This window comes from Paraburkholderia sp., assembly GCF_024281035.1.
Lineage (GTDB): Bacteria > Pseudomonadota > Gammaproteobacteria > Burkholderiales > Burkholderiaceae > Paraburkholderia.
In genome coordinates, this window is sequence record NZ_JAMXLH010000005.1 from 1 (window position 1) to 25,152 (window position 25,152).

The window sequence follows — 25,152 nt, forward strand, 5'->3', positions numbered from 1 at the left end:
GATTGCCCGCCGAGGCGGTGATCACGCCGCGCTCGCGCTGGGCGGGCGTGAGGTGCGCCATCTTGTTGTAGGCGCCGCGCAGCTTGAAGGAGAACACCGGCTGGTTGTCCTCGCGCTTCAGGAACACACGGTTGGAGAGGCGCGCCGAGAGGTTCGGGGCGCGCTCCAGCTCGGTCTCGCGGGCCACGTCATAGACGCGGGCGGTGAGGATTTTCCGAAGGTAATCGTTCTGCGCGGTAGTGGGGGCTTCGACTGCGACGCGGCTCGGGTTGGCCGACATGGGTTGCTCCTGTGCTGACGTACGTTAAGCCAGGAGGCGGTAACAAAAAACCCGCCTCTTGGGGCGGGTTGTTGTTACTGCTATCAGATACGCACTAACCCACCATTCGAGGAATGGTGCGAATAATCAGTGCGATGGGAAATTGGCGGCAGCTCATGGCGGTAAGCATCGCCTGGGCACCTGTAGTTTGTCAATCCTGCACGCAAAATGTGATTCGTATATAAAACGTTATTTACGTAGTGTTTGATACATCTTAACGTGGAATGTACGCGGTGCCCGTCGCGAGCTACGATCTTGCCCCGAAACCCCGTTTTTGTCTGCCCGGCACAGGGTCAAATCGTGAAACATTCTACGAAATCCATCGTATCGCGTTGATTTTTAAATCATATCGCGCGCGATACGATCATTCCCTCTTGTTTCACGGATTCGACCCTGCGGCCGATTTGCACGTGAAACTACACGTTCTCGGGCGTATCCATCTCCGACGCCCATTGTTCGATCACGGTTTTGACACGTTCAGCGAGCCGTTGCTGATCCACGGGTGCGATGCCTTTGAGGCTGAGCTCGGCTCGTCCGTCGCCGAAGAGCTTGAGTTCGCCGAGCGCGACGCCATCGGGACGGTTGAACTGCACACGCGACTGGTAATGCGTCCGGCGCGGGCCGATCCGTCGCGCGCCAGCTTCAGCGGACGCGGCGGCCTCAAGCTTGCGAACACTCGCCTTCCCTTCTACGACCTGCTCGAGCCAATGCTCAGCGACGGTTGCACCCGCGCGGTCAAAAATCAGCTTGATATTGTAGGCATGCCCAAGCCCGACATCCTTCCTGTTCTGCGCCATCCGCTGCAGCAGAAACGACGGAAGCGACGTGAGCGAGATGACCTTGCTGATGTGCTTCGGATCCTCTCCAACGGCCACACCCAATTCGACCTGGTCGACGTAGATCCCATCGTCCAGCAGCTTTTTCCAGGCAAGCGCATCGTCGAAAACCGTCTGTTCCTCACGCTCCTTGTTCGCGTGATACGCGCGCAGGTACAGGTTCTGGTTATCGAGGCCATCGCGAATATCGGCGTCGATCGTCTTGTCGCCGCGCGAGCGAGCAGCGCGGATGCGTCGCTCGCCGTCCACGATGACGTACTTGCCCGGGAATTCGCTCAGGCGTGTCACCAGAATCGGTGTTATCTGACCTTGCGTCTCAAAGCTGCCGGCCAGCTCGTCGATCGTTTCAGCGCTGTAGAACGAGCGCGGATTGTACGGATTCGAGACAACGTCCTCGACCAGAATCTTGCTGACCGAATACGATCCGGGTGTCGATGCGTCCTCCACCGGCTGACTGGTGACTCCAGCGTCGCGTTGGGCGATGCTGACGACATCGGCTTCGGCAAGACGCTCTCCGGCCGAGACTCGTTCTACGGCCATGCCTGCCCGGACCTTGCTGGTGAAGTTGAGCTTAGCGGCCATCGACGGTCTCCTCCTCTTCCTGAACGAGAGAAATGATTTCGTTGTAGACCGCATTGATTTCGTCTTTCGCGATCTTCGTCCCGCGTACGCCACGAACGTCGAAGACGGTGCGACCCAGCGCGGCGGTCTGTCGATAAAGCTCCCGCTGCTTGATCGTGGAAGTGAAAACACGCACGTTGCTCTCAGCCAGTAGCGCACTCATTTGCGTGTGTAGTAGCGTTTTCGAATTCGACTTATTCAGCAAAATGGCGAATTTCCCCGCCGGATTTGCGATACGCGTCCGCTCGACCAATTCCATCATTCCTTCGCTACTCCAGATATCGATCGGTGACGCGTCGGTCGGGATGATCGTGGCATCGGCGACGGCAAGCACGCGCGCAGTTGTGAGGTCGTTGATGTTGGGGGGGCAGTCTACGATCACGACGTCGTAGTCGTCGGCGAGTGCCGCGACTTCTGGGCCAATCATCTTTTCCAGCTTGTGGATGCTGCCGACCCGGAAGGGAAGCGGTGTATCGGGACCAGCGGCAGCGCACCAACTCATGCACGATTGCTGGCCGTCGGCGTCGGCAACGTAGACCTTGTACCCTTCGGACTGAAACGCCCCGGCCAGATTCATGGTGGTGGTAGTTTTACCCACACCACCCTTTTGGTTCGCTACTGCTATGACCAGTCCCATTCGGTTCTCCATGCAATGTTCAATCCGCTGGCGATCGTCCTCACGCACTCTCCACGTGGAGACTCCGCGCGCCAAATGGGAGTCTAACGGGGCGTTAAAGTAAATTCTAGGTTTTCCGCTCAATCCGTTGCCGAGCCACAACCGTTTGGCCGAAAGGATAGGTTGTGGGAGGTTAATCGGGAGCCAAGAGTGAAGGAGTAGTGCGGATAGGATGGCGCCCGTGGCGATTGTCGAATCTCCACGTGGAGATTGTGTGTCCCGCAGTGCCACTTGTTCGGCAAGTAGGCGTGAGTGGTGGCGATTAACGTTTCAGTCAACCTGATTCGGATGTATGTGATCGAATTCAGATCGCAGACTTCGTCTGAACTAGACGCATGCTTACCGCCTCAAATCCGAACACGATTAGATTCAAATGACGGTTGATCGCGCGAAGGAACACCGTGCATCGGTGTCAGGTTGGCAATCGCTCTCTCCACGTGGAGATTCACTCAACACAACCTTCAAGGTCCGAGATTGTGCAACTCCGTGACTCCCAAATCAACTAGCGTACGAAATTGCCCAACCAAACCGCCAAGCATCACACCATCGGTTATCTGCTCAGTTATCTGCTCAGTTATCTGCTCCGTTAGCCTGTCGTCACGCCGATGCACAAATCATCGTCGTGAAATCTCCACGTGGAGACTCTACGTAGCCCGACAACACTGAAGGCACAAACGCGGCCATATCAGATATGGCCGGGCTCATGTTGGAGAGGGGAAATTAGTTTGAACGATCGTTCAAACGAGAGCGACAAGCAGCGTATATTTATCTGCCGCTGCTTATTCAGAATATTTCGTAAATCTTGGTGTTGTGCGCTGCCAATCGGCAACGCACTAGCAGGGCGGTCACCCGCACCTCACTCGGCGCGGGTTTTCAACGCAAGCTCAACATCAACGGCCACCTGGCCATCCACAGTACCCACACCCTGCTGACCGCTCAACAGGAATTCGAGCAGATCCGCGGCGGTCGGTTGACCCCAGGTATCGAGGACGACCCAGCGGAAGAAATTCGTCGATGCCATCTTGCTTGGCACCTTTGCCGTCGAAACCTTGAGCTTGTCCATCCCGACGGTCTCGTTATAGCGCTTGATCAGTGCAGTCTGATCGTCGTACTCAAGTTCGTTGAAGTACGAGCGCGCCTCGGCGATCTTGGCCGCAATGTAGCGATCCTTGACCTGATCCTGACTTTCGCGCACCTTGGCCGACTCGGCCGCAGTACCTGCCGCCGCATTGGCGCCCGGCAACTGGTAACCCTGCATGAGCGCCTTGCGGAAATAGGCTGCTACGTTTGCAAGCGGCGCAGCGTTCTTCTGCGCGACGCGCGCCGTGGTATAGGCGACCGCAGTCCGGATCTTCTCCTCGCCGTACTGTTTCAGCAAACGCTTCGCCTCGGACACCGGAATGCTGAATTTCGACATTTCGCCGATCAGCACCGTCTCGTTCGCACGCAATTCCTGCGAGGGGTCCGTCTCGGGCTTGCGGGTGACGCGAAACTGAAGCGCGACGACGGAACGTCCAACCTTGTGCTCGATGAGATCGAAGATGTGATCCGAAATCTCGTTCACTTCCTTGATGCACGGCACAAGCACACGGCTCTTGAACTGCTTGTACAGCTTGTACGATTGCGCCGAGGTATCCTGGCCAAGGATCAGATCCCTGAGCGTCGCCAACGGAAAGCGAGCCGTCATGCCGACTGCCTCGTAACGCACGACGTTCTCCCACAGCGCGAGCGAATGCGCCTTTCTGAACTGGCGCGTGATCCGCATATCGATCATCGCGTAGATTTCGGGGTTCAGCAGCTCGCCGCGAATCTGTTCGGAAAACGTGTAGCGGAGTACCGAGCGCTCGAGTTCGGCGCCGGCGAGCAGACCGGAGGCCTTCCAGATACTGCGCTTATCCTGCGTAAGGTAGTCCCAGTTGACGACCGTGCTGATCAACGAGTTGATCGTCTCCTTGACGTACTCCGTGTTGTTGCTGTTCAGATCGACGTCCTGCGAGAGGGCGGAGATCGTGATCTCGAATGACGAGCGGCCCGGCTCGAGCGAATCCTGGCGAATAGCGTTTTTGATCAGCGAGCTGAACATCTTGCGCTGCTGGAGGCTGATGGACCCGGACTTCGGCGCAATATGAATCGCCGGGACGGCCTTGCGAAACAGATCAGGCGGCTGGCCTTGCTGAAATACGAGTGCGCCTTGCTTGTCGGCATCGCCGGCATCGGCCTTTTTTCTTGCCATGTGATCCACGTTTGAAGGGAACCTGATCGGTTGGTAACTGTATACCAAGCGCCCCGGTGACTCAAGGCCGCAATCGAGGCCGTACCGCCGTACGACATTTTCGTGTCGAGCTGGTTGACAGGCGCTTCACAACCGCATGTAGCGGAGCCCCAAACCGGCCAGAGCAGCAACCGGAACGGGCAATAGACACTCCCATAAATGGGAACTTCCATGGGTCGTGTGCCCGACAAAGCTCCCATAACCGGTAACCAACTCGGGGAGAGTGAGTACGCACTCTCATATATTTCTCCACGAAGGTATCTGGATATGGGAGTTTTGGCGCGGACCACTTATCCACAAGGGCTCATTGCATCTCTCGTGGGATATTCCCCATCAATGGTTACCTGACGGTTGCCCCATAACTGGGTACCCAACTGGATGGGCACAGTGCGAGAATCGGCCACCAGCGCCGCTAGACACTCCCATATCTGGTCACCATAAGTCGCACCCATAACCGGTTACCCTTGAACGTTCGGCACTGGAGCATCCAGTCTGTACAAGGGCACCACGAAAATCCCCTCTGGGAACCTAACAGCCATGTCCTATATCGTTCCCATATCCGGCTACCTGGCGAACCTCCCATAACAGGCAACCTGACGAATGGCGCAGCCCTCAGGAAATAGCCTCTCAACGCGTTCAACGTCCCATGGAAGGCGACCTTTCGCTCTTCCCATAGCCAGCAACCTAAGCGTGTCATGGGCATCTGGACCATAGCGCGGCACCATTTCCCCATATCCACAGCCCCAAAAACCCATCCGCGGATACCGAATTCCCATATCCACAACCCGAACGTCCCATACCAGGTACCCGAAATCCCATTACGGGCGACCAAATCGCCCGGAAAGCCTTGCCAGATAAGGCTTTGCGCCGCCTAAAGGTTTACTAAAGTTGTTAAAGCGTTAAAGGTAAACACTAAAACCTGTGTCCGATGAGAAAGACGTCTCCCAAAACCGGGACCCTGTCGCCAGGTAAGTGGTCACCAACCTCAGTAACTCCCATCCATGGGTACCTTGGCGTCCTCACGCCGTTCGGCAGCGCCAACGACCACCCCTATAGAACCCTGATTCCTCATAAGCTACCTTTGAAATATCGCCCAAGGCATTGAATTCAAACCAAAACACCTCTATCGGGCTCCATCTATGGGAGCGCAGAGCGCTTGAAGGTACCGTGTTATGGGAATCACGTGCGGTGCACGACCTGTTTCCGGCATCCCTTGCCGGAAGGAATCGAAGAAGAAAGCAAGGTTGCCGACTCGTCGGCACGTAGCCCCCGACGAACCAGGGATGGGCATCGTCCCGGTTAAGGTAACGACTTCCCATATCCGGTTACCGATGTCAGGTCACCGACCATGGGAGGAAGTTTGCGCAAATGACGCATTTACGCGTCAGGGCTTCAAGGTCCACTGCGGCAAGACATCCGGTAACCTGGCGCCGTCGGCACAAGTACCTTGATCGCGCGCGGCAGCCGTACGAGAGGTGACCTATCGCCCCGTTGAGGCGCACGGCTCCAATGTATTTGCGCGGGGAAAATCGCCTTGCACGCGATTCGGTCGTCTGCGTCGCAGTCGCACGTGTCGGTGCTCAATCCTGTGTCGCATGACATACGGCTTCAACGCGATTACCTGCCGGATCGAACAGAAAGGCCGCGTAGTAGCTCGCGTGGTAATGCGGGCGCAGGCCCGGTTCGCCGTCGGAGCGACCGCCGCTCGCGATCCCGGCCGCAAAGAACGCATCGACCTGCTTGCGCGTTTGCGCCTTGAAACACCAATGCCGCTTGTTTGCGCCGATATCGCTCGTGTCGAGATAGACGGCGAGACAGGTGGACGCCGTGTCGTCCTGCGAGCAGCGTTCGCCATAGCCAAGCGCATTGGCACGGTCGTAGACCTTCGATGCGCCGAGCGCCGCCATGATCGCGTCGTAGAATCGCCGGGCGGCGTCAACGTCGGGTACACCGATTGATACGTGATCGAGAAGTTGCATGCGTTCGCCATCGTGGGGAGTCGAACCGGCTTCATTCTAGCTGGCCGCCGTCATCGCGCTATTCGCACAGAGGGGAGGGGACCAGATGATTTCGCACGTCGTTATCGGGATCAACGATTTCGATCGGGCTTTCGCGTTCTATTCGGCCATCATGGACGGGCTCGGGCATACGCTGAAGTTCTGCGAGCGGGATACGCCGTGCTCAGGTGTGTGGGCGGGCTGGATGGAACCGGGGACGCAGCGTCCGCTCTTCATCGTCGGCACGCCATACGACGGTAATCCCGCACAGCACGGCAACGGCCAGATGGTGGCGCTGCTTGCGCCAGATAGAGCCCACGTCGACGCCGTGTATGCCATCGCGCTCGCTCACGGCGGGACATGCGAAGGCGCCCCAGGCCTGCGGCCTCACTATCATCCTCACTACTACGGCGCCTACTTTCGCGATCCCGAAGGGAACAAGATCGGTGTTTGCTGCCACGATCCGGTAGCGCAATAGCGGACCGCACGCCATCTGAGCGAGTGCCAGTGCCAGCAGGTTTCCTTCGAGACGCGATTGCCCCGCATCAAGCCACAAGACGACTAATCGTTGCACTAACAACAGACCCGAATGAAAGAGCGGCGCGACCGAAGTCGCGCCGCTCCTTTTATCGATGCGGACAGTGCGTCAGAACCAGGCGTCTTGCGCGTCGAGCGTCGTGCGATCGAGCGAGGCGAGCAGATCGAACTGTGCGCCCGTTTTCGGCAGTTCCCACGCGAAGAAATACTGCGCGGCGGCCAGCTTGCCGCGATAGAAATCCGCCTCGTGCGTGACGGCCTGTGACAGCGCCGCACGCGCCACGAGCGCCTGTTCCAGCCAGATCCACGCCATGACGACGTGGCCAAACGCCTCGAGGTAGACGGATGCATTCGCGAGCGTCACCGCCGGATCGGTCGCCGACCACAGCTTCTGCGTGACGTCGACGAGGCGGTGCAGCGCCGCATCGAGCGTGCGGGCGTGATTGCCGAGCGCCGTGTCGCCGCTGGCGTGCGCGCGCCCGAGCGTAGCGCTCACGCGTTCGCCGAAGAGCTTTAGCGCAGCGCCGTTTTCGATGACGACCTTGCGGCCCAGCAGGTCGAGCCCCTGGATACCGTGCGTGCCCTCATGGATCGGATTGAGGCGGTTGTCGCGGTAGAACTGCTCGACGTTGTATTCGCGCGTGTAGCCGTAGCCGCCGTGGACCTGGATGGCGAGGTCGTTAGCGGCGAGGCACCACTGTGACGGCCAGCTCTTCGCGATTGGCGTGAGCAGGTCGAGCAGCAGCGTGAGGCGTGCGCGCGCGGCCTTGTCTTCGATCGCGTCGGCTTCGTCGATGAGCGCCGCGCAATAGAGATTGAGCGCGAGCGCGCCTTCCACGTAGCTCTTCTGCGCGAGCAGCATGCGGCGCACGTCGGCGTGTTCGATGAGCCTCACCTGCGGCGACGCCGGATCCTTGCCCGCTGCGCCCACCGGACGACCCTGCGGCCGGTTGCGCGCATAGTCGAGCGCATGCAGATAACCCGTATAGCCGAGCATGGTCGCGCCGAGGCCCACGCCGATGCGCGCGGCGTTCATCATATGGAACATGTACGCGAGCCCGCGATGCGGCTCGCCCACCAGATAGCCGATCGCGCCTGTGCGGCCGCCCGGCGCGTATTGCGTGCCTTCGCCGAAGTTCAGCAGACAGTTCGTCGTGCCGCGATAGCCCATCTTGTGATTGAGGCCCGCGAGCACGACGTCGTTGTGCTCGCCGAGCGAGCCATCTTCGTCGACGAGGTACTTCGGCACGATAAAGAGCGAGATGCCCTTCACGCCAGGAATGAGCTTGCCGTCGGGTCCGGGAATCTTGGCGAGCACGAGGTGCACGATGTTTTCGGCGAGTTCGTGTTCGCCGCCCGAAATCCACATCTTGTTGCCGCGTAGACGATACTGCGCGCCGAGCGCCGATTCGCCCTCGTAGTCGGCGCGCGTGGCGATATCGGAGAGCGAGGAGCCCGCTTGCGGCTCGGACAGACACATCGTGCCGTAGAAGCGGCCCGCGAGTTCGGGGCGCACGAACGTGTCGATCTGCTGCTTGCTGCCATGCGCGAGCAGCAGGTTCGCGTTGCCGATCGTGAGGAACGGGTACGCGCTCGTGCCCACGTTGGCGCCCTTGAACCACGCGAAGCCCGCCTTTTCGACGACGAGCGGCAGCTGCATCCCGCCATATTCGTAATCCTGGCCCGCGGCCATCAGGCCCGCTTCGCTGAACGCCTTCAGCGCGGCTTTCACCTCGGGGATGATCGTGACCGTCTTGCCGTCGAAGTGCGGCTCGTTCTGGTCGTTCTTCTTGTTGTGCGGCGCAAACAGATCGGTGGCGATTTTCTCGCAGGTGTCGAGCGCGGCGTCGAAGGTCTCGCGCGAGTGATCGGCGTAACGCGGGATGCGGATGAGGCGCTCGACATCGAGCCATTCGTAAAGCAGGAAGTTCAGGTCACGGCGGGAAAGGATCAGCGACATGGCGGCACGCTCGCGGTGGAAAAGATCGATTTCCACGAGCCTACACAAAATAGAACGAGCGTGCTATTGGGGAATGCTCCCGCCTGTGGGGGACGTGCTGTTTTCGGCCATCCCCCGCGAACGAGGCGACATCACCGGCGCTCGCCGGGATTTCGGTCGTCATTCATCGGCAATCTTTCAGTTGGCTTTGTTATTCCTTTTGCCATATATGCATATGAATAAAAGTGATAAAAGGCCGCCGAATCTGATTTGAGTCAAGTCCGGCGGCTATCTGGCGCTATGTAGGAAAGTTACTATGAGTAGGGCTAACCCTAAGCTCCAGGGCCCATCTGTGAACAAACAATAGAGTTCGACACGAGACAATATAGTTGGACACACGACAATAAAGATCGACACAAACGGCGTACCTGCCGGTATCCTCCTGCCTCTCATTCAACGGGGCATGCATGCGGGCACGACGTTTCAGAACACAACAGGACATCGAGCGGTATGTAGCCCAAGGCTATGGGCAAGGCGTCGGCGCGGACTACAATCCGTGGCTTCGTGTACAAGACGTTCCCTCACGTGGTCGTTCGCGAAAAGTCCATGGACTCAAGACAGGGCGCATCCATCATGTGCTCTCCGATCTCGAGTATCGCTACCTTGTCGCGCTTGAATTTTCGGAGCGCGTCGTCGATATCCGTGAGCAGTTCCCTCTTCTTCCTATCGCGCCAGTCCGGGAAATCGCCCGGCAGCGAGGCATCCGCTATCCACTTTATGCGGGGACAACGGTCCCTTTCGTGATGACGACCGATTTCGTCGTCACCGCAAGATCAGATGACGGTTCAGTTCGCGAATTCGCGCGGACGGTTAAATATGCCGACGAACTGGCACCCAGTAACAGGCTTTCTCGCACGCTCGAAAAGCTCGAACTCGAAAAAGCTCTTTGGGCACAGCGTGACGTGGACTGGAAGCTCGTCACCGAGGCGAGCATGAGCGCCACGATGGCAAGCAATCTCATCTGGCTTCGCGGTTGTGCGGAAATCGCACAGGAATTGCAAGACAGCAGCCTGCAGACCAATTTTGTCGAGGGTATTGCCGACGCTGGCACTCACGACAGGACGCTTTCGTCGCTGCTTCGCATGGTGAGTTACCGGCTACGCATGCCTTACCCGGACGCTGTCAGGCTGTTCAGGCATCTGGTCTGGCACAAGGTAATTCTCGTTGATCTCGAAACGCCGATGAAAGTGACATCGCAGGCGCCGCGGATACAGGTCGCTCCGAACGGTCCCGTTCGTTATAAGCGGGCAGCCTGACATGATCGAAACTACGACACTGCTCAACACGGTCATCGAGGCTCTGTCCGAGGGACTGCCGTTCGACGGCCTGGCGCGCATTCTCTGGATAGGTGGTCCTGCTGCACCGGCCACGCTGATTTCGATTTCGCCTACGCCCCGCAGGCCGTGGATCGTCGAAGCTGAGGAGGTTCTTGCGTGGCTTGAGCGGGGCGACGCGCGACGCGCCAAGCTCAGGTTACCCGGGTACATGCTTAGGGTTGAAGAGGATGTCTCACAGTCTGACCGGGAATCACGTGATCGCAACTGGAAACGTATTGCCGGCCTGGTCGAGACAGGCGTACCGGGAGAAATATTCGCTGAAGGTGCGATGGGCGCGCTCGTCGCAAGACATGCCGCAGCGACGAAAACACAGCGCAAGACCCTTTATCGATTGCTCTACCGGTATTGGATGTTTGGCCAGATCCGCAACGCGTTGCTGCCGAACTACGAGAACGCGGGTGGGCCCGGCAAGGATCGCGTATTTGCCCCTGGCAAGCGCCCGGGCCGTCCGCCTGTGCATGCTGCGCCGGTCGGTGAGCGTTGCGGAAAGGTCCTTGGTGAGGACGACAAGGGCTTTATACGGGTCGGGTACTCCCTCTACAGGAACAACGAAGTCGGGTCGATCGCGGATGCCTATCACCGAACCCTGCGACGATTTTACGTACTGGAGCATGTTGTGCCGGGCGCGTCAGCAGACGACCTCACGCTCAAACCCCTCGACCAGTTGCCCAGCCAACGGCAGTTCAGCTACTGGGGGAAAAAGGCGTTCGATGACCTGCTGGTCCATCGCTCACGCGTGGGCGAGCGTCGGTGGCAGAAAGATCATCGCGGATTGACGGGGCGGGCAGCCGACGGCGTCTACGGGCCGGGGCATCGCTTCGAAATCGACGCGACAATCGCCGACATCTATCTGGTGAGCAGATACAACCGCAACTGGGTTATTGGCCGCCCCGTGGTCTACGTTGTGATCGACGTTTTCTCGACCATGATCGTAGGAATTTTTGTCGGGCTGGAAGGCCCTAGCTGGAACGGAGCGCGGCACGCGCTGTTCAACGCATTTTCTGACAAGGTAGCGTTCTGTAGTGCGTACGGTGTTGAGATCGAACCGTCGGCGTGGCCGTCGCACCATCTTCCCCACGAATTGATGGCCGACCGGGGCGAGATGTTGGGGCAAGCGGCCGAGGGCATCGTATCCGGCCTCGGGATCGACATTACGATTGCGCCGCCATTCCGGCCAGACTGGAAATCGATCGTGGAGAGCCGATTCCGACTGCTGAACAAGACTGCGCAGATTCACTGGATTCCTGGCGCTGTCAGACAGCGAATCGCCGAACGCGGCGAGCGCGATTACCGCCTCGATGCAATTCTCGATCTGGAGGAGTTCACCCGCATCATGATTCGCAGTGTCCTGCACTACAACCATCACAGCCGCAGGCCTGAACGGCTAACGGCCGACATGATCGGAGAGGAAGTCGAGCCCTCACCGGTCAATCTCTGGCGATGGGGAATGGAACGCGGGCTCTCCACGCCGAATACGCAACCGGAGAATCTCGTCTACCTGCACCTGCTACCGCGCGAAAATGCGTCGATCCAGCGTGGTGGCATCTGCTTCAAGGGCATGTATTACTCGTGCGCCCTCGCCGTTGAGGAGAACTGGTTCGCCAGGGCGCGCCGGGACGGACGCCGCAGCGTAACGGTCTGGTACGACCCGAACGATACAACTCACGTTTGGCTTCAGGACCCGCAGCGCAACTTTATCCGCTGCGATCTGCTCGCATCAGAGGAGCGGGTCGCCGGCCGTCGTCTGGAGGAGGTTCTCGACATGCTTGGCATGACCGGAACGCCGACAACCGAGAACGCGTATGCCGCCCTCAACGACCGGGTCCGTCTGGACGCGCATATCGATGCAGCCGTGGGTCAGGCCCGCATCGACAAGCGCGCTGCAAAACCATCAACGCCTGTCCCTGATAGCCGTCAGGTTGGCAATATCAGGATGCATCGGGCTTTCGAAAAGGCTGCCGAGCGTCACCGCGCAAGTAACACGTCGCCGGTGGGCGGCGCTGATTCGGCTGGTAGTCCCGTTCCAGCAGAGGCAACCCCCGGCGTCGTCGATACCTATGCTGGTGAGCGCGGAGCGGAAGTGCTGGATCTGCTCGGTCGACTGCGTAACAGGGGCAATCGCACATGACAACGCCTGCTCGCCTTGTTGCCGCCGGATATATCGAGTCTCCCATCGTGCAGTATCAGGGCAATCCGCTCATCGAAGCATTACCGCCGATCCGCTCGGAGGCAGACGCCGCCGCGGCGCTGGCGCTGTTCCCGGAAGAGCCGGGGAGTGAGGTCGGACTGTCGAAGGAGGTCCGGCTACACTGCATTGACCGACTGCTGCAACTGGTTCAGCCCCTGCCAATTCACCTGGAGCTCGAATCTGCCCTGTCTTCGCTGATCCGTAGCGGATACGTCGGTCGCAATCCACTTGCCCACTCGACGTGGCGACACATGTATGCGCTTGCCCGCGGCCAAACGTCCGAAAGCAGCTTCCGGTCCACCGCCTCAACGCTAAGCGTCGTGGGACTGAGCGGCATAGGCAAATCGACAGCGCTGGAGTCCATTCTTCGGCTCTATCCACAAGCTGTTCGTCACCAGCAGTACAAAGGGCATGAGCTTGTTCAGGTGCAGATCCCCTGGCTGAAGATCGAATGTCCGTTCGACGGCTCGCTCACAGGGCTATGCCACGCGTTCTTTCGCGCCATTGACCGAGCAATCGGGGACGAACGATATGCCAAACGCTACCGATCAGCACGCGGAATCGTCCCACTTGTTCACCAGATTGAACAGATCGCGAGCACGCACTTCGTCGGCATGCTGATCATCGATGAACTGCAGCATCTGCGTGTGGCGAAGACGGGCGGCAAGGAAAACATGCTCAACTTTTTTGTGAACCTCATCAACAGCATCGGCATACCGGTTGTGTTCGTGGGCACAAATTCGATGATCGATCTCTTCTCCGATGTGATGCGCAACGCAAGGCGTGCCACGGGACTCGGACTGAGCGACTTCAGGCAGCCAACGCATGACGATCCGGCATGGGCACTCCTGGTGGATGCTGCGTGGCAGTACCAGTGGGTTCAGCATGTGGAGCCGATGACCGCTGAGATACGCGATGCACTGTACGACCTGACACAGGGCGTGACGGACATCTTGATCAAGCTGCTCGTGCTCGCCCAGCGGCATGCCATCCATACAGGCGAAGAGCGCCTGACGGTCAAGCTGTTGCGCACCATTGCGGACACGCGGATGCAATTGCTTAAACCAGCGCTTGATGCCTTGCGCAGCGGCGACACCCGGCGCATGTCGAAATTCGAGGACCTGCTCCCACCCGACAGCCAGATCGCCGCGATGATGGGCATGCTCGACCGGGAGACGTGCGTGTCGTCGCAGTTGTCGATGCTTCGTGATATCCGGCGACCGGTACATGCGAGCGCTGCGCAACCCTCGCCCGAAGCGTGCGAAATGCCCCAAATTCCGGCGACCAGCGCTACAACGGCAAGCGAGCGGATTCCGTCCGAAGCGCGCAGCCTTGCCGGGCATGAGGCGCCGCCGGCTGCCCTGCGAGATGCCGGTTGGCTGCTGGAAGACGCTCTGGAATTTTCGACGGCCTATGCTGCCTCCTAACCTTGATGCATGCACTATTGTTTTTTGTTCCGTCGCTGCCTGATGAGACTATCCAGTCGCGTGTTGCCCGGCATCACCTGCTATCTGGCAACCAGGGTGAGGCTGAAACCTTTCTTGATCTGTTCGACAGCATTCCGTTCGCGCTTGAGCAAATCGTGTCACCGGCGATGCTGCATCTTGCGGATCGCATGAGCGACAGTTCGTATGCGGCGCGACGAAGGCTTCTGGAACAGAATACCCTGTGGCCGCTGTTCGAGCCGTTTCTGGTCGACGGGCAACGATCCACAACGACTGACATTAGCGTTATGGTGAGTCGGCTGCCTCGGCGCGTTGTCGGGCATCACGGGGAAGCGCAGTTGTGTCCTGCCTGTGTGAAGGAGGACGTCCACGCATTCGGCATGGCTTACTGGCACCGAGCCCACCATGTGCCAGGCGTCAGCGTGTGTTGGCGTCACCGCGGGCGCTTGCTGTCGAGTTGCCCGCAATGTCGTCGACCGTTCCAGTTTCGCGCACGCCTGCTGCGTCAACCGTGGCACGCTTGCCACTGCGGCTGGCAGGTGACAGGGGTCGAAGACACGGGTGCCTCGGACATGCCGGGCATGCTTGATTACGCGAGTTTCGCCCATGATCTGCTTAACTACCCGTTGGGCCAGGTGGGTCCGCTGCGTGTGCGTGCTGCGTATCAGAACCGCATTCGCGAATTGGGCTTCAGACGGGGATCAAAGGTACAGGCAAAAGCGTTTCAGGAGCACCTGATCGGAGAGTTGGGTGACGCGTTTCTTTCCGCGGTGGATCCTGCATACGCCTCAAAGAGGATGAGCTTCTGGATACGCTTTACAGGTGGCGATAACTGCACGTGGGATATGCCGATTACGCGGCACCTGTTGGTGGCGATGTATCTTTTTGGTACGCGAGACAAGTTTGCGTTGGCCCTGCAACGAGTATCCGAGGAGGATGCGCTTCGTAGCACGAAGGCTGCCGAGTCCAATTCGGGGCGCTCTTGGGCATCGCCGTCCACACCACGTACAGCGTATAGAGGCAGGATACGGGACGAGTTATCAAAAAATCCAAAAACGACACTTGAGGACCTGTGGCGGAGGGCGAATCGCATCACATCATGGCTCTACGAGCATGACCGAAAATGGCTTGTTGAAACGCTGTCAACGCCGATAGCAACCAGAGTAGGTAAAACGTCGTCAGCAGAAGCCGTGTCTCCGGACGACGAGCGTTTTGCGGCGCACGTCGACGCGACCGCTGCCGAGTTACTTACCAGATCCGGCAAACCGCAACAGGTAACGAAGGCGCGTCTGCTCGCAGCGCTCCCGGTGCCTGTCGCCGACACTCCACGGTACCGTAAACGATATCCGGGCATGCTCAAGCGGGTTACCGACAACCGGGAATCGACGTGGCATTTCAGGGCAAGGCGGTTATGGTGGGCGTATGCTGTGCTGAGCACTCGGGGAAGCGCACCTCCGATGCTCGAAGCTGTCATTCTGTCTGGCGTAGGTCTGTACGCTGCCCAGGCTATCATCGAATACTGCGGATGGGAGCATTTGTTGCCACTCGCTGCAAATATCGATGTGCTGGGAAAGCTATCCGAAGTGGGAATTACGATCAAATGGGATGGTCCACCTGCGTGGCAGGGTCGAGCGATCGGTGGGCGTGCATATCAGCGTCGGAAATGAGGCAAATCGAGAATCTTCATCATCGACGGTCGGCGCTATTCGTCATGCTGCGGTAATTCCGAGCAGAGGGGCAGTAAATTTCGTATGCCAAATAAATATACGCCAACCAAAGCATACAAAAGGCATCGTTTTGACAGCACAACTTCAACGCCCTTGGTTGGCGTACTTTTCGTCGTCGAGTCTGTCAGGTACTTGCTGAAATATATGGCGCTGAAGCAGTGGCCATTGAAATTCTCGCGCCCTCCGTTGCAGTATCTTGAGGCCCTTGATACGGTATGTACCGGTTCCAATTGAGCCATTCATGCCGGCTCAACAAGGCATCGCGCCTTATGCGTGCAGCGCGGATCCATGTGCTATCTTTGCGCTTTAAACCATCGTCTCAGGCCGCGCTCAAGGAATCCTGCATGCCATTCCATACCTGGATACTGTTTGCAATCGCATACCTTGTGACGACGCTATCGCCGGGGCCGAACGTTCTGCTTGTTATCCGCAATACACTTCGTTATGGCAGTGTGGGTACTGTCACGACTATTGCAGGCAATCTCCTGGCACAGCTCGTCGTCGTTATCCTCGTCGCAATAGGCGTGGGCGCGGTACTTGCCGCCATGCCTCCGATCTTTGTCGGCATGAAAGTCATCGGTTCCCTCTATTTGGCATATCTCGGTCTGAAGCAGTTGAAACAAGCGGCAAGGCAACCAACCTCCATCGCTACCGCAACGTTCGAGCAGAGGACTGGCAAAGGAAGGATATTTCGGGAAGCGCTGCTTGTCTCAGGCAGCAATCCGAAGACCTTGATCTTCCTTTCCGCTTTCATGCCCCAGTTCCTCACTGCCAACCGCCCTCTGTCCCTGCAATTTTTTACAATGTATCTCACCATTTCCGCCATTGTTATGGTCGTGCATTCCACTTACTCCACGGGCGTCAAACGGCTTCATGGTCGTCTTGGCGCGACTCGCTGGGTAAGTGCGATCAAACGGCTGAGCGGGTTCATTTTTGTCGCACTGAGCGTGAAGCTGTTGACTGCGCGGCAGGCGTGACAGTTCTTGCTTGCACGCGGATTCTGCGCCTGGCGTCGACCATCTGTTTTCAGAGTAATGCCGACACAGATTACCGCGCCTCGGCCGAGGTGATAGCCTCGGGCACGCATTCCATGCAACATGGCATAAGACGATCCCAACCTGCTTGTCGCTAAGCCCGAAAGCGTTCGTTACGGGAAACAAACACCGATAAGGCATTCATTGACGGCTTCAACAGCTGACGGCAAACTCCCTACGTATGCAAGCGGTCATACTCCTCGCCATCGCGACTCACCATCGTGCGCATTCCCATTCCGGACTGCCGCTGGGGATGTCTGCGCGCTAGAAATTCGCAGCGACATGCGCTTCGAAGCCGCGCCGGTAACGACGGGGCTTTTTTGTTTTTGGCAGCCTCATTGTTTGCCGGCTCACCGAGAGAGCAAAATCGAATGACTTCTGTATCGAAAGCCTTCGCGACACCCATCGACCTGTACAGAGCGATATCACGCGTCTGGGCCGGCGACACGTCAAGTCCCACCGGCGCATGGTCACCATCGAATCCAGCTCAAAATCACTGCAGTGTGACGTCTCTCGTTGTCCAGGATTATTTCGGCGGTCAGATTCTCACTACACGAACGTCAGGTGGCACGCACTTCTACAATCTGATTGACGGCAAAAAGTGGGATCTGACAGTGAGCCAGTTCGCTGAACCGGTGCCGTACGAGGACACGCTGTCCACCCGCGACGAGGCATTGGCCGATACCTCGCAACAAAAATACGAGCTTTTAACGTCGAGGCTGGAAGGAAGAGTTAGATAGCACAAAATGCGCGTGAGATGTTCTGCCATCTCTCATCGCACCCGGCCGCCGGTGATGATCACCGTCGGCAGTGTTCGCAACTTCGGGAGAAAAGATTGTTGACGATATTGGTGGCGAGGTCGAACGTCGGCGCCTAGCCGGAAGGTGCAGGAGCACGGTAGTCGCACCTGCGCCCATGCGACCTTCGCTTTCGTCAAACACTATCGTTTTGTGCCGAAGTCTATTGTCTTTCGTCGGACTCTATTGATCGTTCACACCTACAACAGATCGTGGACAAGGGTGTTAGTGGGTGGCCGCGCTTACATCTGTTTTGTTCTAACCCAGTCCACCGCACGTCCGTCGGGCACATACGCCATACATTGCACTCACACGATATTGAACGAGGCACTCATGGAATTCGTTACCCCTGCCGAAGTTGCCGCCGTGATGAATTTGGCGCCAATTCCTCGTTCACTCGCGGAACTCGAGGCCCGAGTACGTGACGGTCTGCCAAAATCCGCACTTGCCATGAGCGTGCAGCACATCGCTACAGATGCTGAAACCCGCCGGGCGCTGCGCGCAAGCGTCGTTCCCGAGGCAACTTACAAGCGTCGTCGTGAACGACTCTCGATGGGAGAATCGGAGAAAACAGAGCGTATTGCACGCATCTACGCGACTGCATCATACGTTTGGGGAGACCCGGGAGACGCGCGCACATTTCTAGCCGCGGCTCACCCGCTACTTGAGGGTCGCAGACCGCTGGATGTCGCTCTGACCGAACTCGGAGCGCGCCGCGTCGAGGCACTTCTCTCGCAGATCTTGTACGGTCTACCCGCATGATGAGAATATTTCCCATCGTTTGCTAGGGATTCGGTGCGAAGCAAGAGCGGCGCGGCGCTTTGGAGGAGGTGGTCTCAATGGCCTTGGTCACCCGATGATCTACTGGGCCCACCTCTACAGAATTACTTCGTGAAGGAGTCCATGCACTTCTTCACAATGCATTCACGGCTACCACCCACAGAATCAACTCCCCTGCATATCTCCATGCATATGGTTTCAGCCTGCCACCTCTGCGGGCTTTTCTCTTCTGCGAGGTATACGGGCAGGCACGCCGCACGGACCTGTCTGGTCGTCTCGACGTTGAATCCGGGTGGAATTCCGGTATCAATAATCGACTTTGCTTGCGCCTCGTGCTGAGTGGTCCGACCGCCCGAACCGCAAATTCGCACGGGGCGCCCAGCGCGCAGCGCTGACGCGCGGCTGCGCGCTGGCGAATCTTCAGCACTACTTCCAGGCATACCTCAATCCGACCCACGCACCACGCGGCGCTCCCATGCCGAGGAACTGCTCGTTGGCCGCATTCGTGAAGTCAAACGTATGGCCCGGGCCGGTGAAGAAGTTTTGCCCAAGAACGCCGAAGCTCGAGTATTGCTTGTTGAGCAGGTTCGTCACCAGCGCGAACACCTGCAACTGTTTCGTCACGTTCCACGTCGCATCGAGGTCGACGAGAAAGTAGCCGGAGATTTTGCCGTTCACATCCTGATTGTCCTCGTCGCCGCGCGCGAAGATACTGCCGCGCCACGTCAGGTTCGTACCGAAATTGAGTTGCGAAATCGGCGTGTAGTCGAGCCGCATCTTCACCGTGTTCGCCGGGATGCCCGGAATGCGGTCGCCCGGATGCACGGTGATGTTGCCGTTCGCGTCCGCACTCGAATTGCTCCGGGCGCTCTCGGTCCACGTGGACTGGTAGGTCGCGTCCACATAGCTGTAGTTCGCGCCGACGCCAACCGGCCCCCACTGCGTGTGCGCGCCCAGCTCGAAACCCTGGCGCCGCGTCTTGCCCACGTTCTGGAAAAAGCCCGTGTTTGCGGCCGCCGGACTGCTGATGAACTGGATATCGTCATCGAGCGTGGTGCGGTACACCGCGGCGTTCCATGTCGTCGACGAACCGATACGGCCGCGCGCGCCGATCTCGAACGTTTTTGCGATCACCGGCCGCAGCGCCGGGTCGGAGAGGAAGTCGTTCGGCAGTGAGCACGGCGCGGCCGGGTCCGCGCACGCGAGTTCGATCGCGGTTGGCGAGCGCATGCCTTCGTTGTACGCTGCATACGCGGTAAAGCCCGGCACCGGATTCCAGTTGATGCCGAATGCCGGATTGAAACGCGAGAACGTGTGGTGGCCGTCCAGACCCGGCTGCTGACCCGTCTGATCGCCGATGTCGACGCTTGCAAAGTCGTAGCGCCCGGAGAACGTCGCCGACCACTGCTCGGTCAGCGCGAGCGTGTCGCTCAGGTAGAGGCCATAGTTCGAGTTGTGTGTCTTCGCATCGGTGTCGAGACTGAAGTCGCCGATGCCGATCGTCGCGCGCGTGGGCGTGAAGAAAGCATCCTGGGACGACTGCACGAAGCGCGAATTCGCGATATCCGCGCTGCCGCCGACAATGAACTGGTTCTTCATGCCGAGCACCTTGCCGAGCAGTGTCAGTTGCAGGTTCGCGCCATAGCTGTCCGTTGTTATATCGGACTTCTGGTTGGTGCCCTGCGGCGAGTTGGGATCGGTCGGGTCGAAATCGCCATTTGTGTTGCTGCTGATGTTCGTGTTGTCGTAATGCCGGTAGTACACGTTGCCGCTTAACTCGACGTTGTCGCTGAAATAGTGCTCGCCGTTCAACGTGACGAACGCGGCGCTATTCAGATTCTGGTCGGGGAACGTATACGCCTGGCGCGGGTTGTCGAGGAATGAGCGCGGTATTGTCTGCGAGCCCTGCAGGTTGTTGTCCGCCCCGCCGGCCGATAGCGACAGGGTCGTGTCCGAATCCTTATACCGGAGCTTGCCGAAACCCTGCCGGACACGGCTGCCATTGTGGTCGGCCCAGCCGTCTTCATTCGTCGCGTTGCCGGTCACGTAATAGTCGAGGTTCTGGCCGATCGTACCGCCCTGTTCGATCTGTGCGCTCTTGCGTCCCCACGAGCCGCCCATAATCTGCGCCTCACCGCCTGGATGGTCGCGACCGTTCTTGGTCGTGACAGCGAGCGCACCGCCCAGCGTGTTCAACCCAAAAACCGGATTCGAGCCGGGGATCAGTTGCATCGTGTCGATCGCCTGCTGCGGAATCAGGTCCCAGTTCACGACGTCGCCGAATGGCTCGTTGACGCGCACGCCGTCGAGAAACACGGATAGCCCCTGCGGTGTGCCAAGCACAGGCGACGCGGTGAAGCCGCGATAGTTGACGTCAATCTGGAACGGGTTGCCCTGTGCTTCGTTGATCGCGACGCTTTGCAGGTTCTTCTCGAAGAAGTCAGGTAACGCCATGCGATTCTGGTTCGCGATGTCGGAACCGCGTACCGTCTGCACGTTGGCAGGCACCTGCGTAAGCGGCGTGCCGATGCCGAGCAGCGGCGTCGTGCCGACTACGACGATCGGTGCAAGCTGGTGCACCGGTTCGTTTTGTGTTGGCGCCGTTGCAGCAGAGTCCGTGGCAGATGCGGCCGGAACTGTTGACGCTGCATCCGGCGCGGTGGCCTGCGCAAAAACGACTGCGGGAGCGCCAGCGAGCGCCGAGCCGAAGACAAGCGTGAGGCCGGCGCGCCGCCGGAAGCGGGGCCACGCGGGGTTGTGATTGTGTCTGGACATTGCTTGTGTCTCGTGTCATGTCATCCACACGCCGGCCTGGCGAGCCGGTAACGTGGTGACTGCTGTTGTTGTGAGCCGCATGCGTTTGGCTGAGTCTTGTACCAGGCCTTTCGCGTGCGGTGGGTACTATTCCCGAAATGACGGGACAGTTCAGTACGCAAGTGACGCATCCCCTCCTGGCATTGCCAGAGAGGGAGACGGGACGTCTTACAGTGCCTTTTCGGCGCCCAGTGACTTCGCACGATCACCGGTCTCACGTGCGTAGCCCGGACCAATGAGCGCGACGCAAGGAATGAAGAAGCTGTCGGTGCGATCCGCAATGCTCAGGTAGCCCATGTCGTCTCCGAAGATTATGTCGTTCTTCTTACACGGCCGAAAGCTTGAAGCACGAACCGTACCAATACGTGAAAGGCCGATACCTCAGCGGTAATCACGCGGGACACAACAGACGACTGCACCGATTCAACACATATCGCCCGGGGTACTGTTCCAAACCTTCACATATCACACGCTTGACCGACGCAACATCGGTTCAGAACGTTGCATACCGAACGGCTGAATACGTGGCCGCTGTCCAGGCGGCAAAAGGTCTGTTACGCATCGCGGACGTTGATGAGCCGCAGTGCGCCTTACCGTCTTTTTTCTGACGCGGTTCCGTGTCGGCCCGAAACAAGAAGCAGGCCGTCGATGACTGCCTGAAAACCGTCCGGCCAGCCCGGCGCCGGCGAGTGCAGCGAGAGCGTCGCGCCCGCGCCCTTCGCGATCGCGTTAACAATGGCAAGACCAAGCCCGCTGCCTTTCGTCATCGACGTACCGCGTTCGAATTGTTTCGTCAGGCGTCCGAGCACGTCGTGCGGCACCGCCTGTCCGTGATTTGTCACGCTGAACGTGCCGCCCGGTGACAGCACGACCCGTATCGGTCCACCCGCCGCGCCGTGATTCAGTGCGTTCTCGATCAGATTGCGTACAACGATGGCGAAAGCGTCGGGATCGATACGGGAGAGTGCAGGGTCTTCCGGCAGGTCGAGCTCGATTGAGCTCGCGTTCGCGGCACGTCGAAAGTCATCGATGACGAGCGACAAAGCGGGGCGCAAATCCTGCGGGGTGTCGGCAAGGATGCGCCCGTCCTCCGCGCGCGCGAGTTGCATCAACTTCTCGCTGATCTGCGACAACGCGCGCAGCGCACCCTCGATGTTCCGCGCCCGCTCGCGAAGTGGCGCGGACGGCGCTTCGGCGATCAGGCGCTGCGTCTGGGCGAGCGCCGCCGCGATCGGCGTGCGCAACTCGTGCGCACTGTTGGCGGTGATGTTGCGTTCGGCAGCAAGCGCGCGTTCGAGGCGCGTCATCAAATCGTTGACTGCGTCGGCGATGGGTGTCATCTCCACGGGCAGCGATTGCTTGTCGAGCGGGCTCAGGTCGTTCTGCCCACGTGTCGCGATACTGCCGCAGAAGCGGCGGACCGGCCGCAGCCCGGTGCGCACGATCAGCCAGATACCCGCGAGGCCGACCGGCAGAAACAGCGCGACTGCTCGGCCGACTGCGAGTGCGGCCTTGATCTCGGCATGCCGGCGGGCCTTGAGCGGCTCCGCGACCAGCAGTGACATCGTGCCCTCCAGACCGGTTTCCGCGTAGACCCGATGCGTCGCCGTCGAGACGAACCCGGCACGCAGTTTCGGCGGAAAAACCGTTTCGTCCGCGTCGTGCGACTGCAGCAGCGTTTTGCCGGTCGCATCACGCACGACGTAAGTCAGCAGCTCGTCATGCGGACGCACGGCTGCAATGCGTTGATTGTCGCTGCCGTCGGCGTCGCGACCGAGGATTTCCATCGCCGCAAGCGGCAACAGACGTTGCGCCGTCTCCTGCAGTGCGCTGTCAGATATTCGGTCGATTTCGTGGCGAAGCACGTGGAACGACGCAGCCGCGGCCGCGACCGACAGCACCGCGAGCCCGGCGGCAAGCGCCGTTGCGAGCCGGAGTTGCAGGCTGCGCGGCATCGCTATTCCCGCCTCAGCCGATAGCCGAGGCCGCGCACGGTCTCGATCGTTTCGGCGCCGAGTTTCTTGCGCAGACGGCTCACGTGCACCTCGATCGTGTTGCTTTCGATTTCGTCGTTAAACGAATAAAGGCTCTCTTCGAGCCTCAGCTTCGACAGGATCATCCCGGGGCGTTGAATCAACGCATCGAGGAGCGCCCATTCACTCGCGGTCAGGTCGATACGCTTGTCGCCTCGCATCACGTTGCGCGCCGCCGTATCGACGCTCAGGTCACGCAGCTTCACCAGCGGATTCGGATTGCCCGAGTAGCGGCGGGCAACCGCACTTACGCGTGCGGATAGCTCGTCAAGGTCGAACGGCTTCACGAGATAGTCGTCCGCGCCGGCATTGAGCCCGGCGATGCGGTTCGAAACCTGGTCGAGCGCGGTCAGGATGATGACGGACACGGTCGAGCCGGCCGTGCGCAGTTCGCGCAGGAAGTCCAGCCCGCGACCATCAGGAAGGAGCAGATCGAGCAGGATCAGGTCGTAGGTTGCGGCCGCCAGGTGACGGTGCGCGTCGGCGAGGCTGGCGACGAAATCGGTTGGGTGACCGTCTTTTTCTATCTGGTCGCGCACGGCTTCTCCGAGCCACCGATCATCCTCGACAAGAAGCACTCTCATTCGTTTGTCCCGATCCAATGTCTCAGGCGAATCTGCCACGCCAACCTGAAGCGAACATGACGAAGATTCTTTGCGTCCGCAAGCTTCGCTTCAGGTTTGGTGGTCATTGTAGAGCCCAGCGATCCGAACGGAGGATACAACGTCATGAATCATTCCCGGCTGGCAAAAGGCTTCGCCCTCGCATTGCTCGTCCTCACCGGCGCATTGTTTGTCGTCGCCGCCAGTCCCTTGATCCGCAGCGCGCTGGCAGGCGAGCGCTGTAACGCGCCGCTCGCCGACTGGAAACCGCGCGACGCCGTCTATGCAATGGCGCAGCAGAAGGGCTGGCGCATCGACAGGCTGAAAGTCGACGACGGCTGTTACGAACTCAAAGGGTACGACACCGACGGCCGCCGTTTCAAGGCAAGGCTCGATCCGGCCACGCTCGACGTCCTCCGCCTGAAACGCAATGACGAGGACGAACAGGGGCACGGCGGCGAACGCGAGCATCACGGTGCGGCACCCGACGGCACGACTACCGGCAACGCGGTCGATTCGCCCGTCGGCGCGCCGCCCGGCGGTTTGCTCACGCCAGGCTCGAAGCCCAGCGTGCAGATCCGCTGAGTCGGGCGGCTTCGCGACCCGCCACTCAGGCCGCGGCCGTCCTCACCCGAACCAGGAGATTACTGATGAAACAGGCATTGCCGATCGCCGCGACCGCAGCGATTGCCGGCGCGCTGGCCGCGCCATTACCCGCCGCCGCGCGCCCGGTGACATTCGAGACTCAGCTCGCGAACTATGGAGGAGACGGCGCCTACGTCGTGATGTACGTCACCGACCAGGCTGGACGCTATCAGGGCACGCTGTGGATGGCGGGCCGCCAGGCCAAATACCACCGGCATCTGCGCGACTGGTACCGCGCGACCGGCGGAGCAGCGCGGATTGACGGCATCACGGGCGCAAGCGTCGGCGCGGGCAGGACGCTGCGCGCAACGCTCGACGTATCCGACGCCCTGCTCGACGCCGGCTACCAGATCCACATCGACACGGCCGTCGAAGACATGAACGAAAACGCGTCGGAAATCGTCGTGCCGCTGTCGGCGTCCGGTGCAGGCAAGGCGACGAAGGGGCGGGGCTACGTGACGTCGTTTCGCTATTCGCTTTGACCGGTGGAGCA

At 59.5% G+C, this 25,152-nt stretch carries 19 protein-coding genes and 1 pseudogene; 10 read left to right on the forward strand and 10 right to left on the reverse strand.

The genetic code is table 11. The features are described 5' to 3' along the window. From Q0L30_RS00930 to Q0L30_RS00950, 5 genes are all read right to left on the reverse strand, one after another. A partial coding sequence (locus tag Q0L30_RS00930) for a pyridoxal-phosphate dependent enzyme (RefSeq protein WP_296649983.1) occupies window positions 1–280 on the reverse strand: 280 nt, incomplete at its 3' end. Window positions 281–735: 455 nt separating this feature from the next. Then, window positions 736–1,737 carry a ParB/RepB/Spo0J family partition protein gene (locus Q0L30_RS00935; protein ID WP_296649985.1) on the reverse strand — a complete coding sequence of 334 codons (1,002 nt, stop codon included), beginning with the start codon at window positions 1,735–1,737 and terminating at the stop codon, window positions 736–738. Beyond that, window positions 1,727–2,413 (reverse strand): ParA family partition ATPase, encoded by a 687-nt coding sequence (gene parA, locus Q0L30_RS00940; protein ID WP_296649986.1) that lies wholly within the window; start codon window positions 2,411–2,413, stop codon window positions 1,727–1,729. The genes Q0L30_RS00935 and parA overlap by 11 nt, the downstream gene beginning before the upstream one ends. 895 nt (window positions 2,414–3,308) lie before the next feature. Further along, window positions 3,309–4,685 (reverse strand): replication initiation protein, encoded by a 1,377-nt coding sequence (locus tag Q0L30_RS00945; protein ID WP_296649991.1) that lies wholly within the window; start codon window positions 4,683–4,685, stop codon window positions 3,309–3,311. A 1,619-nt stretch (window positions 4,686–6,304) separates the two neighbouring features. Continuing rightward, entirely contained in the window at window positions 6,305–6,703 is a 399-nt protein-coding gene (locus Q0L30_RS00950) for a VOC family protein (RefSeq protein WP_296649994.1), read from the reverse strand. An 85-nt stretch (window positions 6,704–6,788) separates the two neighbouring features. Between Q0L30_RS00950 and Q0L30_RS00955 the strand changes: the two genes are divergently transcribed. Continuing rightward, window positions 6,789–7,199 carry a VOC family protein gene (locus Q0L30_RS00955; protein WP_296649997.1) on the forward strand — a complete coding sequence of 137 codons (411 nt, stop codon included), beginning with the start codon at window positions 6,789–6,791 and terminating at the stop codon, window positions 7,197–7,199. A 168-nt stretch (window positions 7,200–7,367) separates the two neighbouring features. On the opposite strand, the gene Q0L30_RS00960 is transcribed toward Q0L30_RS00955, so the two are convergent. Next, the gene (locus Q0L30_RS00960) at window positions 7,368–9,218 is read right to left on the reverse strand and encodes an acyl-CoA dehydrogenase (RefSeq protein ID WP_296650142.1); all 1,851 of its coding nucleotides are present in this window, start codon (window positions 9,216–9,218) and stop codon (window positions 7,368–7,370) included. Between the two features lie 446 nt (window positions 9,219–9,664). On the opposite strand from Q0L30_RS00960, the gene Q0L30_RS00965 reads away from it, so the two are divergent. From Q0L30_RS00965 to Q0L30_RS00995, 7 genes are all read left to right on the forward strand, one after another. Next, complete coding sequence (locus Q0L30_RS00965) at window positions 9,665–10,513, forward strand: TnsA endonuclease N-terminal domain-containing protein (RefSeq protein ID WP_296649999.1); 849 nt, start codon at window positions 9,665–9,667, stop codon at window positions 10,511–10,513. Between the two features lies 1 nt (window position 10,514). Beyond that, window positions 10,515–12,722: a Mu transposase C-terminal domain-containing protein gene (locus Q0L30_RS00970; RefSeq protein WP_296650000.1), complete on the forward strand. Its 2,208-nt coding sequence runs from the start codon at window positions 10,515–10,517 to the stop codon at window positions 12,720–12,722. Further along, window positions 12,719–14,209 carry an ATP-binding protein gene (locus tag Q0L30_RS00975; protein WP_296650002.1) on the forward strand — a complete coding sequence of 497 codons (1,491 nt, stop codon included), beginning with the start codon at window positions 12,719–12,721 and terminating at the stop codon, window positions 14,207–14,209. Before Q0L30_RS00970 ends, Q0L30_RS00975 begins: the two co-directional genes overlap by 4 nt. Before the next feature lie 17 nt (window positions 14,210–14,226). After that, a complete protein-coding gene (locus tag Q0L30_RS00980) occupies window positions 14,227–15,894 on the forward strand; it encodes a TnsD family Tn7-like transposition protein (RefSeq protein ID WP_296650003.1) in 1,668 nt (555 codons plus the stop codon). A 404-nt stretch (window positions 15,895–16,298) separates the two neighbouring features. Continuing rightward, on the forward strand, window positions 16,299–16,931 hold the full coding sequence (locus Q0L30_RS00985) for a LysE family translocator (RefSeq protein ID WP_296650005.1): 633 nt from the start codon (window positions 16,299–16,301) through the stop codon (window positions 16,929–16,931). Between the two features lie 428 nt (window positions 16,932–17,359). Then, window positions 17,360–17,728, forward strand: coding sequence for a hypothetical protein (locus tag Q0L30_RS00990; protein ID WP_296650008.1), 369 nt, complete (start codon window positions 17,360–17,362; stop codon window positions 17,726–17,728). Between the two features lie 390 nt (window positions 17,729–18,118). Beyond that, window positions 18,119–18,547: an antitoxin Xre/MbcA/ParS toxin-binding domain-containing protein gene (locus Q0L30_RS00995; RefSeq protein WP_296650009.1), complete on the forward strand. Its 429-nt coding sequence runs from the start codon at window positions 18,119–18,121 to the stop codon at window positions 18,545–18,547. A gap of 444 nt (window positions 18,548–18,991) precedes the next feature. Here the strand turns inward: Q0L30_RS00995 and Q0L30_RS01000 are convergent, their stop codons facing one another. The 4 genes and pseudogenes from Q0L30_RS01000 to Q0L30_RS01015 form a co-directional block, all read right to left on the reverse strand. Continuing rightward, complete coding sequence (locus Q0L30_RS01000) at window positions 18,992–21,340, reverse strand: TonB-dependent receptor (RefSeq protein WP_296650012.1); 2,349 nt, start codon at window positions 21,338–21,340, stop codon at window positions 18,992–18,994. Window positions 21,341–21,550: 210 nt separating this feature from the next. After that, window positions 21,551–21,676, reverse strand: a pseudogene (locus tag Q0L30_RS01005) (L-threonine dehydrogenase); the annotation flags it as partial. 293 nt (window positions 21,677–21,969) lie between these two features. Further along, window positions 21,970–23,334 (reverse strand): HAMP domain-containing sensor histidine kinase, encoded by a 1,365-nt coding sequence (locus Q0L30_RS01010; RefSeq protein WP_296650015.1) that lies wholly within the window; start codon window positions 23,332–23,334, stop codon window positions 21,970–21,972. Window positions 23,335–23,336: 2 nt separating this feature from the next. Further along, window positions 23,337–23,996, reverse strand: a complete 660-nt coding sequence (locus Q0L30_RS01015) for a response regulator (protein WP_296650017.1) — start codon at window positions 23,994–23,996, stop codon at window positions 23,337–23,339. A 144-nt stretch (window positions 23,997–24,140) separates the two neighbouring features. On the opposite strand from Q0L30_RS01015, the gene Q0L30_RS01020 reads away from it, so the two are divergent. Next, window positions 24,141–24,599: a PepSY domain-containing protein gene (locus tag Q0L30_RS01020; RefSeq protein ID WP_296650018.1), complete on the forward strand. Its 459-nt coding sequence runs from the start codon at window positions 24,141–24,143 to the stop codon at window positions 24,597–24,599. A 65-nt stretch (window positions 24,600–24,664) separates the two neighbouring features. Then, window positions 24,665–25,141: a DUF2271 domain-containing protein gene (locus Q0L30_RS01025; protein ID WP_296650019.1), complete on the forward strand. Its 477-nt coding sequence runs from the start codon at window positions 24,665–24,667 to the stop codon at window positions 25,139–25,141. Window positions 25,142–25,152: the final 11 nt, after the last annotated feature.

Bases quoted from the DNA above. Each gene is read 5' to 3' on its own strand.
- Q0L30_RS00935 (WP_296649985.1), bottom strand. From the start codon at position 1,737: ATGGCCGCTAAGCTCAACTTCACCAGCAAGGTCCGGGCAGGCATGGCC.
- Q0L30_RS01010 (WP_296650015.1), bottom strand. From the start codon at position 23,334: ATGCCGCGCAGCCTGCAACTCCGGCTCGCAACGGCGCTTGCCGCCGGG.
- Q0L30_RS00995 (WP_296650009.1), top strand. From the start codon at position 18,119: ATGGAATTCGTTACCCCTGCCGAAGTTGCCGCCGTGATGAATTTGGCG.
- Q0L30_RS01020 (WP_296650018.1), top strand. From the start codon at position 24,141: ATGAATCATTCCCGGCTGGCAAAAGGCTTCGCCCTCGCATTGCTCGTC.
- Q0L30_RS01000 (WP_296650012.1), bottom strand. From the start codon at position 21,340: ATGTCCAGACACAATCACAACCCCGCGTGGCCCCGCTTCCGGCGGCGC.
- Q0L30_RS00970 (WP_296650000.1), top strand. From the start codon at position 10,515: ATGATCGAAACTACGACACTGCTCAACACGGTCATCGAGGCTCTGTCC.
- parA (WP_296649986.1), bottom strand. From the start codon at position 2,413: ATGGGACTGGTCATAGCAGTAGCGAACCAAAAGGGTGGTGTGGGTAAA.
- Q0L30_RS00950 (WP_296649994.1), bottom strand. From the start codon at position 6,703: ATGCAACTTCTCGATCACGTATCAATCGGTGTACCCGACGTTGACGCC.
- Q0L30_RS00985 (WP_296650005.1), top strand. From the start codon at position 16,299: ATGCCATTCCATACCTGGATACTGTTTGCAATCGCATACCTTGTGACG.
- Q0L30_RS01025 (WP_296650019.1), top strand. From the start codon at position 24,665: ATGAAACAGGCATTGCCGATCGCCGCGACCGCAGCGATTGCCGGCGCG.
- Q0L30_RS00945 (WP_296649991.1), bottom strand. From the start codon at position 4,685: ATGGCAAGAAAAAAGGCCGATGCCGGCGATGCCGACAAGCAAGGCGCA.
- Q0L30_RS00965 (WP_296649999.1), top strand. From the start codon at position 9,665: ATGCGGGCACGACGTTTCAGAACACAACAGGACATCGAGCGGTATGTA.
- Q0L30_RS01015 (WP_296650017.1), bottom strand. From the start codon at position 23,996: ATGAGAGTGCTTCTTGTCGAGGATGATCGGTGGCTCGGAGAAGCCGTG.
- Q0L30_RS00955 (WP_296649997.1), top strand. From the start codon at position 6,789: ATGATTTCGCACGTCGTTATCGGGATCAACGATTTCGATCGGGCTTTC.
- Q0L30_RS00990 (WP_296650008.1), top strand. From the start codon at position 17,360: ATGACTTCTGTATCGAAAGCCTTCGCGACACCCATCGACCTGTACAGA.
- Q0L30_RS00975 (WP_296650002.1), top strand. From the start codon at position 12,719: ATGACAACGCCTGCTCGCCTTGTTGCCGCCGGATATATCGAGTCTCCC.
- Q0L30_RS00960 (WP_296650142.1), bottom strand. From the start codon at position 9,218: ATGTCGCTGATCCTTTCCCGCCGTGACCTGAACTTCCTGCTTTACGAA.